Origin of the sequence: Streptomyces sp. NPDC007896 (assembly GCF_042959425.1) — a bacterium.
In the GTDB taxonomy this organism is placed as follows: Bacteria; Actinomycetota; Actinomycetes; order Streptomycetales; family Streptomycetaceae; genus Streptomyces.
Window position 1 is genome coordinate 722,354 of the sequence record NZ_JBIBKX010000001.1, and the last position, 17,838, is coordinate 740,191.

Consider the following 17,838-nt stretch of genomic DNA (forward strand, 5'->3'; position numbering starts at 1 on the left):
GCGGGGGGTCAGATCTCGATGCACGTACGCAGCGCGGTTCCCGTCCGCATCTGGTCCAGCGCCTCGTTGATCCCGGACAGCGGCACCCGGTGGGTGATCAGGCTCTCCAGATCGATGCGGCCCGCACGCCACAGGGCGACCGTCCGCTCGTACGACCGAAGGACGTCTCCGCCGCCGTACATGGACGGCAGGATCCGCTTCTCGTCGAAGAACAGCTCGAACATGTTGAGCTGCAGGAAGTCGTCCATGGCGCCCGCGCCGACGATGACGAGGGTGCCGCCGCGGCGGGTGTTCTCGTACGCGGTGCGGGCGGTGGCGGAGCGGCCGACGACCTCGAAGACGTAGTCGAAGCCCTCGCCGCCGGTCACCGACTGCTTCGCGCCCGGGAGTTCGTCGGGCGAGACCGCCTTCGTCGCACCGAACCGCAGCGCGGCCTCCCGGCGCGAGGCGACCGGGTCGACGGCGACGATCTCGGCGGCGCCCTTGAGGCGCGCGCCCTGGATCGCGGAGATGCCGACGCCTCCGCAGCCGATCACGGCGACCGACGAACCGGCCGCCACGTCCGCGGTGTTGAGGGCGGCGCCGAGGCCGGTCGTCACTCCGCAGCCGATGAGGGCCGCGATGTCGAAGGGCACGTCGTCCGGGATCGGCACGGCGCAGCCCGCGTCGACCACGACCTCCTCGGTGAAGGTGCCGGTACCGGCGAAGCCGAAGACGTCTTGGCCGGGGCGCCGGAAGTTGGGCGTGCCTGCGTTCATGAACCCGGCCAGGCACAGCTGGCTCTGGCCGCGCTTGCAGGCGGGACAGACGCCGCAGGCCGGCAGCCAGCAGACGACGACCCGGTCGCCGGGCTTGAGGTGGGTGACGCCCTCGCCGACCTCGACGATCTCCCCGGCGCCCTCGTGGCCGGGTACGAACGGCGCGGGCTGCGGCAGTACGCCGCTCATCGCGGACAGGTCGGAGTGGCACAGCCCGGTGGCCCGTACCCGGATCCGCACCCTGCCCGGCCCGAAGCCCACCGCCTCGATGTCGTCGAGGACTTCCAGCTTGTCCTGGCCTATCTCGTGCTGTACGGCTGCGCGCATGGTGCGGCTCCCCTCGACAACGGGCTGGTCACTGATGGGCTGGGCTCAGGAGTGTGCGACGACGGTGTCGGCGAGGACCGGCGCGTCGTTCCGCTCGACGGCGCTCACGGCCACCCGGACGCTGCCTTCCCGCCGCCACATACGGATGCGCAGGGTCTCCCCCGGGTACACGACCCCGGCGAAGCGCGTGGTGTACGAGCGGACGCGCGCCACGTCCCCGTCGAGCAGCGTGTCGACGACCGCCTTGAGCGTCATCCCGTACGTGCACAGCCCGTGCAGGATCGGCCGGTCGAACCCGGCGAGCTTGGCGAACTCGGGGTCGGCGTGCAGCGGGTTCCAGTCGCCGGAGAGCCGGTAGAGCAGCGCCTGCTCCTCGCGGACCGGGCGCTCGACGGTGCGGTCCGGCGCGCCGGCGGGCTCCTCCAGGCGGGTGGAGGGGCCGCGGTCGCCGCCCCAGCCGCCCTCTCCCCGTACGAAGATCTGGGCGTCGTTCGTCCACAGGGGTCCCTCGGCGTCGGCGACCTCGGTGCGCATGACGAGGACGGCCGCCTTGCCCTTGTCGTACACGGCGGCGATCCGCCCGGTGGCCACGGCCTCGCCCTCGACCGGGATCGGGCGGTGCAGTTCGATGGTCTGGCCGCCGTGCAGGACGCGGGCGAGGTCGACGTCGACGCCGGGCATGGACAGGCCGCTGATCACTCCGGGGGAACCGGCGCCCGCGACGGTGGCGAAGCTCGGCAGGACGTGCAGCTTCGATTCGAGGGTGTAGCGCAGCTCGTCGGGGTCCGTCGCCGGGACGCCCGCTCCGAGGCCGAGGTGGTAGAGCTGGACGTCCTTGCGGTCCCAGGTGAGCTCACTGCTGCGGGGTTCGGCGGCGAGGGCCTTGGCGGCGTCGATGGGCATGGGGCTCCTGATCAGTAGCGCGAAAGACCTCGGTGCGGCCGTCCGCACCGTCGGCCGCACCGAGGTCGACACTGGCCGATCTAGAACGCGTTCCAGTCCGGCGACCCTTGTATAGCCCAGCACTCGGCAGTTGTGAAGGCTCCTGACGCTGCGTCAGGTCAACGGTCCGTCCGCCCGGCCGTGACATTTGTCCTGCCGGAGTCCGTACAAGCGCATCTGCCGGGCAGGGGGCGCGGATTCGTACCGTCTGAGGCATGACACAGACAGGTGGGACAGAGCGTGCCGTGTCCTTCACGGGGGCGGTCAAGGCGTTCGGCGCGGTGCGCGCGGTGGACGGGGTGGATCTGGAGATCGGACGCGGCGAGACGGTGGCGCTGCTGGGGCGCAACGGCGCGGGGAAGTCGACCGCGATCTCCCTGCTGCTCGGTCTGAACGAGCCGGACGAGGGGACGGTCGCGCTCTTCGGCGGCCCCCCGCAGGCGGCGGTGCGTGCCGGGCGGGTCGGCGCGATGCTTCAGGAGACCCGGCCGGTGCCCCGCGTGACCGTCCGCGAGCTGGTCTCCTTCGTCGCGGGCCGCTATCCCGCGCCGCTCCCGGTCGCCGACGCGCTGGAGCTCGCGGGGATCGGGGATCTGGCCGGGCGGCGCGTCGACCGGCTCTCCGGCGGACAGGCGCAGCGGGTGCGGTTCGCGGTGGCGCTCGCCGGGAACCCCGACCTGATCGTGCTCGACGAGCCGACCGCCGCGCTGGACGTGGAGGCGCGGCGCGCGTTCTGGGACTCGATGCGGTCCTATGCGCGACGTGGCCACACCGTCCTGTTCTCCACGCACTACCTGGAGGAGGCCGACGCGCACGCCGACCGGATCCTCGTCATCGACCACGGCCGGCTCGTCGCCGACGGCACCGGCGAGCAGCTCAAGCGGTCGGTGGGCGGCAATCTGGTCTCCTTCGACCTCGCGGGCCGGGGCACCGAGGGGCTGACCCTGCTGCCCGGTGTGGTGTCGGTGGAGGTGCGCGGGGACCGGGCCCGGCTGCGCACGGACGACTCGGACGCGACGGTGCTCGCGCTGGCGGAGCTCGGTGCGGTCCGCGGCCTGGAGGTCGTCCCCACGTCCCTGGACGACGCTTTCATGGCGCTCACCTCGCATGTTCTGGAGACGGTGTGATGCTGGACTATCTGCGGCTCGAAGTGCGCCGGACGCTGCGCGACGCCGGCTTCGTCATCGGCGGCATCGCGATGCCCGTGATGATGTACCTGTTGTTCACCAACCTCGGTGACGGCAGCGACGGCGGCTGGAAGACCGGCTCGATGATCGGCATGGCCGCGTACGGGGCGGTGGGCTCAGCCCTGAACACCGGCGGCGGGGTCGCCGAGGACAAGGTGATCGGCTGGCTGCGGCAGCTGCGGGTGACCCCGATGACCCCGCGCGAGGTGGTGCTCGGGCGGACGCTGACCGGCTCGGTGACCGTGCTGCCCGCGATCGCCGCGGTGCTGGCTGCGGGCGGCCTGGTCAACGGCGTACGGCTGGAGGTCTGGCAGTGGGCCGCGGTCGCGGTGCTGCTGTGGCTCGGCTCGATGCCCTTCACCCTGCTCGGCCTCGGCAACGGCTACCGGCTCACCGCGCAGACGACCGGCGTCGCGAACATGGTGTGCAACCTCGGGCTCTCGGTGGTCGGCGGCCTGTGGTTCCCGCTCACGCTCTTCCCGGGCTGGCTCCGGTCCCTGTCCGGCTTCACACCCACGAACCGCATCGCCCAGCTCGGCACCTCCGTCGCCGACGGCACCGCACCGGCGCTCGATGCGGTGGTGGTTCTCACGGCTTGGCTACTGGTCTTCGGTTCGTACGCTGTGGTCTCGTACCGCAGGGCCACGCGGACCATCTGAAGCGGACCGTCCGAAGGGGGAGCGGGGACATGTCCTGGATGCGAGAGGTCACCTGCCAGGTGAAGGAGTGGCGGGCGGCGCGGGCGCGCTGGCGGTCCGACATGGAGCGCTTCAAGGCCGAGCGGCGGGCCGCCCGCAAGAGCGGCGGGAAGATGCCCGAGGACCCGGGCCCTCCGCCCACCGGCTTCGCGCTGCTGCCGTGGCTGCTGATGGGGATGGGCGCCTTCTCCAACCTCCTCCAGGGCAAGACCGCGAACCCCTGGATCGGCGGCCTGGGTCTGTTCACCTTCAACTCCCTCTACATCTACGTGACGTTCCGCGCCTTCGTGAAGGAAGCGCGCGAGGCCCGCTCCACCAGGGTGGCGCTCGTCCTGATGGGCCTGGTCACCTGTGGGCTGGCCCTCGGGTACGGCGGCAGCTGGCTGTACTTCTTCCCGCTCCTCGGCCTGGCCACCGGAGCGGTGCTGCGGGGCCCGCGGCTCGGTCAGATCGGTCTCGGCCTGACCGTGCTGGCGGCGGTGGTCTCCTTCGTCCGGGCGGGCTGGGACGCGGTGAACGTCGCGTACGGCACCTTCCTGTCCACGATGGTGACGGCGGCGATCCTCTCCCTCTCCGAGGCGGTACGGGAACTGCGTGCCGCCCGCGAGGAGCTGGCCCGCCGTGCCGTCGAGAAGGAGCGGCTGCGCTTCTCCCGCGACCTGCACGACCTGCTCGGTCACACGCTCTCCGTCATCGTGGTGAAGTCGGAGGCGGCCCGTCGGCTGGCCCCGCGCGACCTGGACGCGGCCCTCACCCAGATCACGGACATCGAGTCCGTGGGCCGGCAGGCGCTGACCGAGATCCGCGAGGCGGTCACCGGCTACCGCGAGGGCAGCCTCACCACAGAACTGGACCGGGCACGCTCCGCCCTGTCCGCGGCGAGCGTCGACCCCGTGGTCCGCCAGTCCGGTGCCCCGCTGACCCCGCAGAACGAGGCCCTGCTGGGCTGGGTGGTCCGGGAGGCGGTGACGAACGTCGTACGGCACAGCGGCGCGACCCGCTGCGAGATCACCGTCGAGGGCGTACTGGACGGCCACGTCCGCCTGACCGTCACGGACGACGGCGCCGGCACGGGCGCCCCTGAGACCGGTCCCGCCGAGGGTGTCGGCGGCACCGGTCTGAAGGGCCTGACGGAACGCCTCGCGGCGGCGGGCGGGTCGCTCAGGGCCGGCCCGTCGCCACGCGGCGGCTTCACGGTCACCGCCGAACTCCCGGTGGAAGCGGCGGACTTGGCGTCTTCTTCGGTGGCTACGGCGCCCAGGGAGCCGTGACCGCCCAGCTCACGTCGTCCGTCCACGAGGTGGCGCTGTCGAAGGTGTTCGAGCCGCCATTGCTCGCTATGTAGACGTTGTAGTTGTAGTGCCGGAGGTATCTCGTCGGGTAGTTGTACGACGCGAACGAGGTCCCCGTCCCGCTCTTGCCGGTCCCGGCGCAGAACGTGGCGTCCTGTCTGAACTGCGTGGTGCCGACCATGGGTTGCCGGTAGAGCTGGTAGTTGTAGTGCCGCAGGAAGTCGCCCGGGTAGTTCCGTGACTCGAAGGAATAGCAGGAGCTGTCGGCGAGGCCCTTGCGCACGATCCAGGTGGCGTCGCTCTTGTCGAGCGCCGAACTGCTCGACGTGATGGCCGAGATGACCGCCGCGTTGTTCTGGTGGCGGATGTAGTCGGTCGTGCAGCACGAGGTGGTCGCGCGCAGCGAGATCTCCGACCCGGCCGTCAGCGAACCGGTGCTGCCGGTCGCACCGCCGTAGCCGACGGAGACGATGTTGGCCTGGACGGAGTCGTCGGCGGCGTCCGTCGGAATGCCCGAGGTCATGACGCCCTCGAAGAAGGACCCGATGGAGCCGTTGCTGTTGTCGCCGCCGGTGCCCAGGACGATCGCGCCCTCCTGATGCATGGGCGAGTAACCACTCGTGGTGGGTTCACCCCCGGAATAAGTGGTCGTGAGACTGCCCGATTGGGCGTTGCCGTATTTCAGCGCGAAATGGTCCTGACCGTTGTTTTTCAGCAAAGCGGTCACGAACGGCATCGACCCGGTTCCGGTGTTCGACGTGTTCTTGCTGTAGCCGGAGTCCGACTGGAACAGCCCGTTCTCCAGGTCGGCCTGCACCCAGGGGCCCTGGCCGTAACAGGGCGAGAACCAGCACTCGGTGCCGAAGTTGATCGCGTCCATGTGGCCGTTGCCGGTGTCCTTGTTGTTGGTCTCGGCGTTGCCGTAGTCGAAGCAGCAGCTGCCGTTCACATGGGTGCCGGAGGTCACCATGTACATCCCCTCGGCCGCCCCGTTGGTGGCCACGCCCGAGGTGGAGTTGTCCCGGTAGCCCATACCGGCCGAGATCTCCAGGCCGTAGACCTGGTGGCCGCCGACGGTCACCGGCAGCGCGTCCGCGGGCGCCCCGACATCGGCCGCGCCCGCCCCGCCCGCACCCTCGACGGTGAGGTCGTTGTGGCGCGCGGACTGGTCGTAGATCTTGGTGATGATGCAGGTGGTGCCGGTACAGAAGGAGTCCTGTGCCGCCGCGTTCGCGTATCCGCCGGCCGCCAGGAGACCGATGTTCGCGGTCGCGCTGTCGGAGGCGCGCTGCACCTGGTAGAGCGAGCCGTTGTACGACGAGTAGAGCGCCCTGACGAGGCTGTGCGCGGCGACACAGGGGGTGCCCGCGGCGGCGTAGACGTCACAGGGGAGCGATCCCGCGGCGGTGGCCGCCGGGGCGCCGACGGCGAGCGCGACGACGGCCGCCAGCACCGACAGCACAGCGAGCACGGCACTTCTTAAGCGCGACGATCTTGGGAACACGGTGTACCTCTTCCGTTCCTGGTAGGACAGTGCGGGTACCGGTCGAAATACCGGACGTCGTTCGATCGAAATACCGAACCCATTCCCGGTCGAAATGTCGAACGTTTGCGAATATCGGCTCGGCACAGGAACGGCAAAAGCGATCACGGAATGTCGAGGCGATTGTTTGCCCGGAGTCAAGGGCCGTCAAGACGCGCGGAGTCGAACCATGGAGAGTTTTTAACGACCGGCGAAGTGCGCACCACGACGGGTCACGCGCCTTCCCTCGCCCTACTCTTGGCCCCGTGAACGAGATGCCCCGGGACCACCGGCCCACGAAGTCCGTACGTGTCCTGCTCGCCGAGGATCAGGGAATGATGCGGGGCGCGCTCGCCCTGCTGCTGGGGATGGAGCCGGACATCGAGGTCGTCGCCCAGGTCGCGGCGGGCGACGCCATCGTGGACGCGGCGCTGACGCACCGCCCGGACGTGGCCCTGCTGGACATCGAACTGCCCGGGATGAGCGGCCTGGACGCCGCCGCCGTACTGCGCGAAGAGGCGCCCGACTGCCGGGTGTTGATCCTCACCACCTTCGGCCGGCCCGGGTATCTGCGGCGCGCGATGGAGGCGGGCGCCGCCGGGTTCCTGGTCAAGGACGGCCCCGTGGAGGACCTGGCCGAGGCGATCCGGCGGGTGCTGACCGGCGAGACGGTCATCGACCCGGCGCTCGCCGCCGCCGCGTTGAGCGCCGGACCCAATCCGCTCACCGCCCGTGAGTGCGACGTCCTGAAGGCCTCGGTGGACGGCGCCACCGTCGCCGACATCGCCTCGAAGCTCCACCTCTCCGAGTCGACCGTCCGCAACTACCTCTCCTCCGCGATCGGCAAGACGGGCACCCGCAACCGCATGGAGGCCATGCGGGAGGCCCGCCAGCAGGGCTGGCTCTGACCGCCGGCCTCCCGCCTCACCGCTCGCGAAGCTCCTACTTCGTCACCGCCACCGCCTTGAAGGTCCTTCCCTCCGGTCCCAGGCACACGAACCAGTCGGACCGGGAACCGTCCGCCGGGCGGATCGCATCCTCGAAGTCCCCGACGATGCCCGTGCCCGGGGCGGGCCTCGACGCCTCGGTCGTCGTGCCGTCGTCCCAGGTGCAGGTGACCTCCTGGGCGCTCGTGGCGACCTGACCGACCACGAGCCGCTGATCGGTCCCGCTCGTCGCCGTCCTGCTGGTCTCCAGGGGCATCGCGCCGGACTTGAGGTCCGTGCCCGCCATGGTGTCGCCCTTCTCGAACGCCCCCAGCAACTTGATCGACGTCTTGCCGTCCAAGGTCAGGCGGACGAAGTACGAACTCTTGCCGATGAGCTCGGAGGCATCGCGCACGTTCACCCACGGCTTGCCGAGCCCGGACCCGGTCATCGCGTCCAGTTGGCCCTGCGCCTCCGCCTTGTTCCGGGGCGCTCCCCAGACGTCGATGACGACCTTCCACTTCTTGCCGTGCTCGGTTCCCCTGGCCAGGTCGCTGTGCTGCGGCTCGTACAGATGCCGCTCGTCGCTCACCGGCGGCCGCGTCGCCGCAGGCGCGACCCGCCGTGCGTCACCGTCCGTCGCCCCGGCCAGCGCCAGCGTCCCCGTCGAACCGGCGATCACCAGCGCCGCCGCTGCCGCCAGTGCCCAGCGGCGGGCCTTGCGGCGGCGGCCGCCGCGGATCACCGCCTGGTAGGGGGCTATGCCGATCTCCGCCTCGTCCGCGGCGTCGGCCAGCAGAAAGGCGATGTCCCTGTGTGTCATGTCGTGGTTCGTCTCCCGGTCCGCGCTCATCACTTCCGCCCTCCGTGCGTCACCATGTCCGCCAGGCCCGGTATGGCGCGCAGCTTCGCGATCCCCTTCGCCGCGTTGCTCTTCACCGCGCCCACCGAACAGCCCATCGCCTCCGCCGCCTGGCTCTCGCTCAGGTCCTCCCAGTACCGCAGGACCACCGCCTCCCGCTGGCGCGGCGGCAGTTGGCCGAGCGCGGTCAGCAGGGCGCTGCGGTCGTCGGCCTGGGCGATGCGGTCACCGTGGTCGGGCAGCTCGTGCGTGAGCCCCGAGTCGTCCTTCGGCGCCAGGAACTCCTTGAGCCTTCTGCGGTGCTTCCGGGCGTGCGCGTTGATCATCACGCGCCGTACGTAGGCCTCCGGGTCGTCGGCCGCGCCGACCCTGCGCCAGGCCACATAGACCTGCTCCAGCGTCGTCTGGACCAGGTCCTCGGCGGCGTGCTGCTCCCCCGTAAGGAGAAATGCCGTACGCATCAACCGCGGCCAGCGGCCGATGACAAAGCGCTGGAACTCCTCGTCCCGAGCCTGCTTCCGATCCCCCATGGGCACCTCCTAGATGTACAAAGGAGTCCACGAGGACCGGATTTCGTTGCCTCGGCGAGCGGAGATCTTTCGCCGCCTCGGCGAGCGGAGATCTTTCCTCGCCTCGGCGAGCGGAGATCTTTCCTCGCCTCAGCGAGCGGGGACCTTCGAGGGCAGCCACAGCAGCATCAGCACCGCCCCGCCGAGCAGCACGTACCCGCCCGTGCGGAAGGCCAGCGCGTACCCCGCCGTCAGCGCCTCGGCCGACGAGCCGCTTCCCGTACGCGAGGCCGCGATGGTCGACATGACGGCGAGTCCGAGTGAACCGCCCATCGTGCGGGAGGTGTTGACCAGCCCCGACACCAGACCGGCGTCCCCCGGCGCCGCGCCCGAGGTCGCGAGCGAGGCGAGCGGGGTGGCGGCCAGCCCCGCGCCCGCCATCATCAGGATCCCGGGGAACATGATCGCCGTCAGGTACGAGCCGTCGGCCGTCATCGTCGACTGCCAGCCGAAGCCCGCCGCGGCGACCAGCGACCCGATGACGGCGACGTTGCGCGCCCCGACCACCGGCATGAGCCGCGGTGCGAGCTTCGAGCCGAGGACCACCGCCAGTGAGCTCGGCACCAGCGCGAGCCCGGCGCCCAGCGGCGAGTAGCCGAGCACGTTCTGCGCGTACAGCGTCATGAAGAACCACATGCAGAACATCGCGGAGCCGCACACGAACATGGCCGCGTTCGCCGACGCCACCGCCCGCACACCGAGCAGTCGCAGCGGCATCAGCGGCACCCGCGTCCGCGCCTCGACCAGGAGGAACAGGCCGATCAGCGTGAGCCCGGCACACAACGGCACGAGGGTCGCGGCCGCCGCCCACCCCTCCGCCTCGGTCTGCACGATCCCGTACGCGAGGGTCGCGAGCCCCGCCGTCACCAGCAGCGCGCCCGGCAGATCGAGCCGCCGCCCGTCCCCGGCCCGGCTCTCCACGAGCCACCGTGCGGCGCCCGCCAGCACCACCGCGCCCACCGGCACGTTGATCAGCAGCACCCACCGCCACGACAGCCCGTCCACCAGCAGTCCGCCGACCAGACCACCGGCCGCCCCGCCCCCGGCGCCGACCGCCGTCCAGGTCGCGATGGCCCGCGCGCGGGCGGCGCCCTCCGGGACCGCCGAGGTGAGGATCGTCAGCGTCGAGGGCGCGAGCACCGCCGCCCCGAGCCCCTGCGCGGCCCGCGCGACCAGCAGCTGCCAGCCCGCCTGGGCGAGCCCGCCGCCCAGCGAGGCCACCGTGAACAGCGCGAGCCCGACCAGGAACATCCGCTTGCGCCCGTACAGGTCACCGGCCCGCCCGCCCAGCAGCATGAACCCGGCGAAGGCGATCGCGTACGCGTTGACCACCCACTGCAGGCCCGGCGCGCTCAGCCCCAGGTCGGTCCGCATGGACGGCAGCGCCACGTTCACGACGGACACGTCGAGCACCACGAGGAACTGTCCGGCGCAGGCGAGCGCCACCACCAGCCAGGTGGGCGGCGCGACGCGAGCTGATATTCGGGTGTCTTCCGCGGCTCGAAGCATGGGTGTCATGCTCTCAACCGCCCTACGGTCCTTGCATCGGGATTTCGCCGCACCCGCTCCTCGGCCACGGGACCTAGGCCCGGCCGCGTCGGTCGGGCGGTGACTCAGCCCGCCGCCCGCAGCAGCGTGACCACCGCCGCCCCGCCCAGCCCGATGTTGTGGGCGAGTCCGACCCGCGCGCCCGGCACCTGCCGGGGCCCCGCCTCGCCTCTCAACTGCCACACCAGCTCGGCCACTTGGGCGATCCCGGTCGCCCCCAGCGGATGCCCCTTGGAGATCAGCCCGCCGGACGGGTTCACGACCCACCGCCCGCCGTACGTCGTGGCCCCCGACTCGACGAGCTTGCCGGACTCCCCCTCCTCGCACATCCCGAGCGCCTCGTACGTCAGCAGCTCGTTGATGGAGAAGCAGTCGTGCAGTTCCACGACGTCCACGTCGTCGATGCAAAGTCCCGACCGCTCGTACACCTGGCGCGCGGCCTCCCGCGACATCGGCTGCCCGACGACGTCGACGCAGGAGCCGGACGCGAAGGACTCCTCGGTGTCGGTGGTCATGGCCTGCGCGACGATCTCGACGGCCTTGTCCGCCAGCTCATGGCGTTCCACGAACCGTTCGGACACGACGACCGCGGCGGCGGCCCCGTCGGAGGTGGGCGAGCACTGGAGTTTCGTCAGCGGCCGGTGCACCACCCGGGCGGCGAGGATCTCGTCGACCCCGTACACGTCCTGGAACTGGGCGTACGGATTGTTCGCCGAATGGCGGTGGTTCTTGGCGCCGACGGCGGCGAGCTGCGCCTCGGTGGTGCCGTACTTCTCCATGTGCTCGCGCGCCGCGTCGCCGAAGATCTGCGCGGTGGGCGGGGACATCTCGAAGCCGTGCCGGGCGGCCATGACGCCGTAGTGGCGGGCCACCGGGGACGTCGAGAAGTCTCCCCCGTCCGCACCGCCCCCCAGCGCCCCGCGCTTCATCTTCTCGAAGCCCAGCGCGAGCACACAGTCCGCGACCCCGCCCTCGACGAACTGCCGGGCCAGCATCAGCGCGCTCGATCCGGTGGCGCAGTTGTTGTTGACGTTGTAGACGGGGACGCCGGTCAGGCCGAGTTCGTACGCGGCGCGCTGGCCGGCGGTCGAGGGCTGGAAGCAGTAGCCGACAGGAACCTGTTCCACCTCGGCGTAAGTGATCCCGGCGTCCGCGAGCGCGGCACCCCCCGCCTCCCGCACCATGTCCCAGTACTGCCAATCACGGGTCTCGGGCTTCTCGAACCTGGTCATCCCGACCCCGGCGACGTAGGCCTTCATGGCGCGCAGACTAGAACACGTTTCAGTTGGTCGCCAGGCCTGACGCCGGATCAGTTCTTCACGGGAAGGTCAAGATTTTGTTAGTACGCCGAAGCATCGGAATAGTTGCCCGGGCACACCGGGTTCCTGATGCACGTATCCCGCACGGATCGCCCACCCCCTTTCTCCACCTTCCTCCCTCTCTCTTCTGGCCTGGAGGCCTCACGCAATGACGCACACGACGACCGACCAGCCCACCCGGAGGCCCGGCGGCGCGATCGTGCCGGTACTGGCCTTCGCGGGCATCGTTGTCGCGGTGATGCAGACCCTGCTCGTTCCGGTCATCAAGGACCTGCCGGAGCTGCTGGGCACCGCACCCAGCAACGCCACCTGGGTGATGACCTCGACGCTGCTCGCGGGAGCCGTGGCCACGCCGATCATGGGCCGGCTCGGTGACCTCTACGGCAAGCGGCGGATGCTGCTCGCGAGCCTGTCCGTGATGGTCGTCGGCTCGCTCATAGCCGGTTTCACCAGCACACTGCTGGTGATGATCGTCGGCCGCGCGCTGCAGGGCTTCGCCATGGGCGCGATCCCGCTCGGCATCGGCCTGATGCGCGACATGCTGCCCCGCGAGAAGCTCGGCGAGGCGATGGCCCTCATGAGCTCCTCCATCGGCGTCGGCGGCGGACTCGCGCTGCCCGTCGCGGCCCTGGTCGCGCAGCACGCCGACTGGCACGCACTCTTCTTCCTCGCCGCCGGTCTCGGCGCCGTCGCGATCGTCCTGACCCTCGTCGCCGTACCGGAGTCCCCGATGCGCGCCGAGGGCACCTTCGACGGGCTGGGCGCGGCGGGCCTCTCCGCGGGCCTCGTCCTCTTCCTGCTGCCGATCACCAAGGGCAGCGACTGGGGCTGGACCTCGACCACCACGCTCGGCCTGTTCGCCGCGTCGGCCGTCGTCCTGCTCCTGTGGGGCGTGATGGAGCTGCGCGTGAAGGCGCCGCTGGTCGACCTGCGCACCACCGCCCGCCGCTCGGTGCTCTTCACCAACCTCGCCTCGATCATGGTCGGCGTCTCCTTCTACGTCGTCTCGCTCGTCCTGCCGCAACTGCTCCAGCTGCCGAAGGCCACCGGTTACGGCCTCGGCCAGTCGATGGTGGTCGCGGGTCTGTGCGTGGCGCCGCTCGGTCTGACGATGATGTTCACCGCGCCGGTCTACGCCCGGATCTCCGCCAAGTACGGCCCCAAGGTCACCCTGATCCTCGGCATGCTGATCATCGCGATCGGCTACGGCGCCGGCCTCGGTCTGATGAGCGCCGCCTGGCAGACGATCGTGATCTCGGTGGTCCTGGGCGCGGGCATCGGCCTCGCCTACTCCTCGCTGCCCGCGCTGATCGTCGGCTCCGTCCCGGCCTCGGAGACGGGCGCGGCCAACGGCCTCAACACCCTGATGCGCTCGATCGGTACGTCGGTCTCCAGCGCCGTCATCGGCATGGTCCTCGCCAACACCGCGCACAACGTCGGCGGCGTCGCGGTCCCCACCATGCACGGCTTCCGGGTCTCCTTCCTGATCGCCACCGGCGCGGTCGCCATCGGTCTGCTCTTCGCCCTGCTGCTGCCTGGCCGACGCCCGGCGACCAAGCCGCAGCTGCGCGCGAGCAGCGAGGAGGACGCGGCCCTGGAACGCGCCCAAGAGGTGCTCCGCGGCTTCCGCGGCCGGGTGCTGGACGCCGACGGCGGCACGGTCGCCCGTGCCAAGGTCACCCTGATCGACCGGCGGGGCCGCCAGGCGGGCGCCACGCTCTCCGAGGCGGACGGCAGCTACGCGCTCGCCGTGCCCGCCGAGGGCGCGTACGTCCTCGCCGCCAGGGCACCGGGCCACGGCCCGCTCGCCTCCTCGGCGACCCACTCCGGCGACGACCGCCCCGTTGAACTGGACCTCGCGCTGCCGAGCGAGACCGTTCCGGCCCAGGCCTGATCCGAACGAAAGGCCCTGGGGCCCGGCCCGTCCGCACCACACCCCCGTCGCCGACGCGGCGGGGGTGTGGTGCACCATGGGGCGCTCACAGGCACGTACACGCGGACCCGCACAGGCAGACGTGCGACGCTGCCGTTCGCACCCGACGGAGGACCCCGATGCAGGACCCCATGCCCGCGGCGCCCAAGCCGGAGATCCTGGCCGCCTTCGAGGCCGCGAAGGGGTTCATGCCGCTCCGTGAGGGGCTCGCGCTGTACGAGGCCGCCGTCGAGGCGGGCCGGCTCGGACTGCCCCTCCTGGAGGTCGGCACGTACTGCGGGCGCTCCACGATCCTGCTCGCGGACGCGGCGCGCGCGGCCGGGGTGACGGCGATCACCGTCGACCACCACCGGGGCAGCGAGGAGCAGCAGCCCGGGTGGGAGTACCACGACCCGGCCACGGTCGACCCCGAGATCGGCCGGATGGACACTCTTCCCACCTTCCGCCGCACCCTCCACAAGGCGGGCCTGGAGGACCAGGTGGTCGCGATGGTCGGCCGTTCGCCGCAGATCGCCGCCTTCTGGCGCACGCCCCTCGGTCTCGTCTTCATCGACGGCGGCCACACGGACGAGCACGCCTCCGGTGACTACGAGGGCTGGGCTCCGCACGTCGCCGAGGGCGGCCTCCTCCTCATCCACGACGTGTTCCCCGACCCGGCCGACGAGTTCACCGGCCAGGCCCCCTACCGCGTCTACCTCCGCGCCCTGGAGTCCGGCGCGTTCACCGAGGTCTCGGTGACCGACTCGCTGCGCGTCCTGCGGCGAACGGGAGCGGGGATCTGAGAGCGCGGTTAGAGTCGCTGACGTGTCGTACGTAGGTCCTGACTTCGATCCTCCCGGCCCCCGTCGCTCCCGGCGCGGGCCGATGACGGTGGCGGTCGCCGCGCTGGTGCCGGGTGCGCTGGTGGGGTGGCTGGTGTGGCAGGCGGTGGGTGACCCGGGCAGCGGGGGCAGTACGTCCGCCACGTCGACGACCTCGGCCGACGCACCCGGGTCCTCCTCCGCGGCACCCGGGTCCGCCTCCGCCGCGACGCGGACACCGAGCGCGTCCGGGACGGACGACGGGAAGCCGCCGAGCTCGACTTTCTCCGGCCCCGCCGCTCCCGCCGCCTCGGACCTGCCCGCCGCCGCGGGGCCCCTCAAGGGCAAGGTCGTCGTCATCGACCCGGGCCACAACCCCGGCAACTTCCAGCACTCGGCCGACATCAACCGCAAGGTGAACATCGGCACGAACTGGAAGGAGTGCGACACCACCGGCACGTCGACCAACGCGGGTTACACGGAAGCCCGGTTCACGCTCGACGTCGCCCGCCGGCTGCGCACGCTCCTGCAACAGGAGGGCGCCACGGTGAAGTTCACCCAGGACGGCGACCGTTCCTGGGGCCCGTGCGTCGACGAGCGGGCCCGTATCGGCAACGACGCGCACGCCGACGCGGTCGTCTCCATCCACGCGGACGGCTCCGCGGCCGGCAACCGCGGCTTCCACGTCATCCTCCCCGCGTCCGTCCACTCCGGCACCGCCGACACCCGCGCGATCGTCGCCCCCTCCCGCGATCTCGGCGAGCGCATCGCGGGCAACTTCGTCCGCGACACCGGCAGCGCGCCCTCCAACTACATCGGCGGCGGCACCGGACTCGACGTCCGCGGTGATCTCGGCGGTCTCAATCTGTCAACGGTTCCGAAGGTGTTCATCGAGTGCGGCAACATGCGCGATAGCAAGGACGCTGCGTTGCTGACCAGCGGCGCATGGCGGCAGAAGGCGGCGCGTGGGATCTCTGAGGGAATCGTGAGTTTCCTGCACGGGTAGTGATCGGCGGATCGAACCCGACGGACACCCAGATCGGACGGGCGATAGTGTCGTCCCTACGATGAGGGGCCCCCCGCCGCTTCACACCAGGGCCTCACGGCGACATGGTGTCAGCGACGCCTCCACCGACGACGAGACGACTGACGAAGGACCTGAAGTGAATATCCGCTCCCTCACTCGAGGCGACGGCGTGGTGATCGGAGCAGCGGTATTGCTGTTCATCGCGTCGTTCCTCGACATTTTTTCGATCGACGGGGCCTTGAGCAGTGCCAAGATCCCCAGCGCCTGGTCGAGCGGACCGCTCCTGCTGAGCGTCGTCCTGGCCGGCCTCATCGGGGCCGCGCTGGTCGTCGTCTCCCACGGCCTGCCGCAGGTGCCCAAGATCGTCGGACTCGACCTCGGCCAGTTCGGCGTCGCCTTCACGGTCTTCGCCGCGTGGAGCGCGCTCGGGAACGTCTTCGACCCGATGGGTGGTGTCGACAACGCCGGCAGCGGGGACAGCGGCGTCAGCGCCGGCACCGGCCTCATCCTCGCGTTCATCGCGACGCTGATCATGGCCGGCGCCGCCATCGCGACCCCGCTCGTCCCGGCCCTGCAGGCCGCGCTCGTCCCCGCCCCCAAGCCCGCCGCGCCCCAGCCCTACGGCGCCCAGCCGCCCGGGGGTTACGGCTACCCCGGCGCCCAGCAGCCGGGTCAGGCCTTCGGGGGTCAGCCGCAGCAGGGGCAGGCGTTCGGCGGCCAGCCCAGCCAGCCGCAGCAGGCGCCGGCCCCGCAACCGCAGCCGCCCGCCGGCGACTTCTCGCCGTTCTGGTTCGCCGTGCCGGTGCCGCGTCCGCTGTTCGCGGAGGACGGTTCGCAGGCGCCGATCGCCGAACTCGCGCCGGGCACCTGGTACCTGGCCGTGGAACAGCGCGGTGCGAACCTGGTGGCGCAGACGCAGGACGGCCGTCGCGGCGTGCTGCAGGACACCTCCGGGATCCAGCGCGGCTGACCGGCCGCGTCCGCTCCCCTACGGCCTCCCACGGCCCCTCGTCCTTCCGGGCGGGGGGCCGTTGCCGTACAGTCGGCTCGCGCGTGCACATGACTGACGCATCGTCAGAACCTAACTCCTGGAGGGTTCATGCGGCTCGGCCTCGCACTCGGCTACTGGGGGCGCGGCCCCTCCGCGGACCATCTGCCGCTCGCCCAGGAGGCGGAGCGGCTCGGCTACCACTCCGTGTGGACCGCCGAGTCCTGGGGCTCGGACGTCTTCACCCCGCTGACCTGGATCGCCGCGCACACGACCCGCATCCGGCTCGGCACGGCCGTCGCGCAGATGGCCGCCCGCTCCCCCACCACCACCGCGATGCACGCGCTCACCCTCGACCACCTCTCGGGCGGGCGCATGATGCTCGGCCTCGGGCTGTCGGGGCCACAGGTCGTGGAGGGCTGGTACGGCCGTCCGTTCCCGAAGTCGCCGCTGACCGCGACCCGGGAGTACGTCGATGTCGTACGCCAGGTCCTCAGACGCGAAGGTCCCGTCGAGCTCGACGGCCGCTTCCACAAGCACCCCTACCGGGGCGAGGACGGCACCGGGCTCGGCAAGCCGCTGAAGCCGATCACGCATCCGCTCCGCGCCGACCTGCCGATCCTGCTCGGCGCCGAGGGGCCGAAGAACATTGCGCAGACGACCCGGATCGCGGACGGCTGGCTGCCGCTGTACTGGTCGCCGACCCGCCCAGGAGCCTACGAGGCCGCGCTGAGCGATCTCCCCGCCGACTTCCTCGTCGCACCCATGGCCCATGTCCGGGTCTGCGACGACGTCAGCAAAGGGCTGCTGCCCGTGAAGGCGATGCTCGGCTTCTACATCGGCGGGATGGGGCACGCGGCGCGCAACTTCCACGCCGATCTGATGGCACGGATGGGGTTCGAGGAGGAGGCCCGGCTCATCCAGGAGCTGTTCCTCGCGGGGCGCCGCCAGGAAGCGGTGCTCGCCGTCCCGGACGCGTTCGCCGACGAGATCTCTCTCGTCGGACCGCGTGAACGCATCGCCGAGCGGCTGGAGTTGTGGCGCAAGGGCCCGGTGACAGACCTGCTGGCGCTGTCACCGGACCCTCACTCGCTGCGGGTTCTCGCCGAGCTCAACTCCTAGGGGCGGTACGGTCCACGG

16 protein-coding genes are annotated in these 17,838 nt (G+C 71.1%); 9 read left to right on the forward strand and 7 right to left on the reverse strand.

Annotation, left to right across the window (positions count from 1 at the left end):
- Window positions 1-8: 8 nt before the first annotated feature.
- Complete coding sequence (locus ACFZDJ_RS03320) at window positions 9-1,085, reverse strand: Zn-dependent alcohol dehydrogenase (protein ID WP_351697536.1); 1,077 nt, start codon at window positions 1,083-1,085, stop codon at window positions 9-11.
- Window positions 1,086-1,130: 45 nt separating this feature from the next.
- Complete coding sequence (locus ACFZDJ_RS03325) at window positions 1,131-1,988, reverse strand: MaoC/PaaZ C-terminal domain-containing protein (RefSeq protein WP_391055734.1); 858 nt, start codon at window positions 1,986-1,988, stop codon at window positions 1,131-1,133.
- A 254-nt stretch (window positions 1,989-2,242) separates the two neighbouring features.
- Here ACFZDJ_RS03325 and ACFZDJ_RS03330 point away from each other — a divergent pair, with 254 nt between their 5' ends.
- From ACFZDJ_RS03330 to ACFZDJ_RS03340, 3 genes are read left to right on the forward strand one after another with little or no spacing between them, the layout of a single operon-like run.
- Window positions 2,243-3,154: an ATP-binding cassette domain-containing protein gene (locus ACFZDJ_RS03330; protein WP_391055738.1), complete on the forward strand. Its 912-nt coding sequence runs from the start codon at window positions 2,243-2,245 to the stop codon at window positions 3,152-3,154.
- Window positions 3,154-3,873 carry an ABC transporter permease gene (locus ACFZDJ_RS03335; RefSeq protein ID WP_391055740.1) on the forward strand — a complete coding sequence of 240 codons (720 nt, stop codon included), beginning with the start codon at window positions 3,154-3,156 and terminating at the stop codon, window positions 3,871-3,873. The genes ACFZDJ_RS03330 and ACFZDJ_RS03335 overlap by 1 nt, the downstream gene beginning before the upstream one ends.
- Before the next feature lie 29 nt (window positions 3,874-3,902).
- The gene (locus ACFZDJ_RS03340; protein WP_391055743.1) at window positions 3,903-5,183 is read left to right on the forward strand and encodes a histidine kinase; all 1,281 of its coding nucleotides are present in this window, start codon (window positions 3,903-3,905) and stop codon (window positions 5,181-5,183) included.
- On the opposite strand, the gene ACFZDJ_RS03345 is transcribed toward ACFZDJ_RS03340, so the two are convergent.
- Entirely contained in the window at window positions 5,161-6,675 is a 1,515-nt protein-coding gene (locus ACFZDJ_RS03345; RefSeq protein ID WP_391055746.1) for an arabinofuranosidase catalytic domain-containing protein, read from the reverse strand. The two genes, ACFZDJ_RS03340 and ACFZDJ_RS03345, sit on opposite strands and share 23 nt — an antisense overlap.
- Before the next feature lie 326 nt (window positions 6,676-7,001).
- Here ACFZDJ_RS03345 and ACFZDJ_RS03350 point away from each other — a divergent pair, with 326 nt between their 5' ends.
- A complete protein-coding gene (locus ACFZDJ_RS03350) occupies window positions 7,002-7,634 on the forward strand; it encodes a response regulator transcription factor (RefSeq protein ID WP_168500982.1) in 633 nt (210 codons plus the stop codon).
- A gap of 34 nt (window positions 7,635-7,668) precedes the next feature.
- On the opposite strand, the gene ACFZDJ_RS03355 is transcribed toward ACFZDJ_RS03350, so the two are convergent.
- The 4 genes from ACFZDJ_RS03355 to ACFZDJ_RS03370 all read right to left on the reverse strand — a co-directional run bounded on the left by ACFZDJ_RS03355 (window position 7,669) and on the right by ACFZDJ_RS03370 (window position 11,890).
- Window positions 7,669-8,505, reverse strand: coding sequence for a hypothetical protein (locus ACFZDJ_RS03355; RefSeq protein WP_391055748.1), 837 nt, complete (start codon window positions 8,503-8,505; stop codon window positions 7,669-7,671).
- Window positions 8,505-9,044, reverse strand: a complete 540-nt coding sequence (locus ACFZDJ_RS03360) for a SigE family RNA polymerase sigma factor (protein WP_101405446.1) — start codon at window positions 9,042-9,044, stop codon at window positions 8,505-8,507. Before ACFZDJ_RS03360 ends, ACFZDJ_RS03355 begins: the two co-directional genes overlap by 1 nt.
- A gap of 129 nt (window positions 9,045-9,173) precedes the next feature.
- Complete coding sequence (locus ACFZDJ_RS03365; RefSeq protein WP_391055751.1) at window positions 9,174-10,601, reverse strand: DHA2 family efflux MFS transporter permease subunit; 1,428 nt, start codon at window positions 10,599-10,601, stop codon at window positions 9,174-9,176.
- A gap of 95 nt (window positions 10,602-10,696) precedes the next feature.
- Window positions 10,697-11,890, reverse strand: coding sequence for a beta-ketoacyl synthase N-terminal-like domain-containing protein (locus ACFZDJ_RS03370; RefSeq protein WP_390927831.1), 1,194 nt, complete (start codon window positions 11,888-11,890; stop codon window positions 10,697-10,699).
- A 208-nt stretch (window positions 11,891-12,098) separates the two neighbouring features.
- Between ACFZDJ_RS03370 and ACFZDJ_RS03375 the strand changes: the two genes are divergently transcribed.
- From ACFZDJ_RS03375 to ACFZDJ_RS03395, 5 genes are all read left to right on the forward strand, one after another.
- A complete protein-coding gene (locus ACFZDJ_RS03375) occupies window positions 12,099-13,844 on the forward strand; it encodes an MFS transporter (RefSeq protein WP_391055754.1) in 1,746 nt (581 codons plus the stop codon).
- A gap of 170 nt (window positions 13,845-14,014) precedes the next feature.
- Entirely contained in the window at window positions 14,015-14,665 is a 651-nt protein-coding gene (locus ACFZDJ_RS03380; protein ID WP_168500983.1) for a class I SAM-dependent methyltransferase, read from the forward strand.
- A 22-nt stretch (window positions 14,666-14,687) separates the two neighbouring features.
- Window positions 14,688-15,689, forward strand: a complete 1,002-nt coding sequence (locus ACFZDJ_RS03385; protein ID WP_391055756.1) for an N-acetylmuramoyl-L-alanine amidase — start codon at window positions 14,688-14,690, stop codon at window positions 15,687-15,689.
- 157 nt (window positions 15,690-15,846) lie between these two features.
- The gene (locus ACFZDJ_RS03390) at window positions 15,847-16,680 is read left to right on the forward strand and encodes a DUF5336 domain-containing protein (protein ID WP_168508399.1); all 834 of its coding nucleotides are present in this window, start codon (window positions 15,847-15,849) and stop codon (window positions 16,678-16,680) included.
- 129 nt (window positions 16,681-16,809) lie between these two features.
- Window positions 16,810-17,820 (forward strand): LLM class F420-dependent oxidoreductase, encoded by a 1,011-nt coding sequence (locus tag ACFZDJ_RS03395; protein WP_384905131.1) that lies wholly within the window; start codon window positions 16,810-16,812, stop codon window positions 17,818-17,820.
- The last annotated feature ends 18 nt before the right edge of the window (window positions 17,821-17,838 follow it).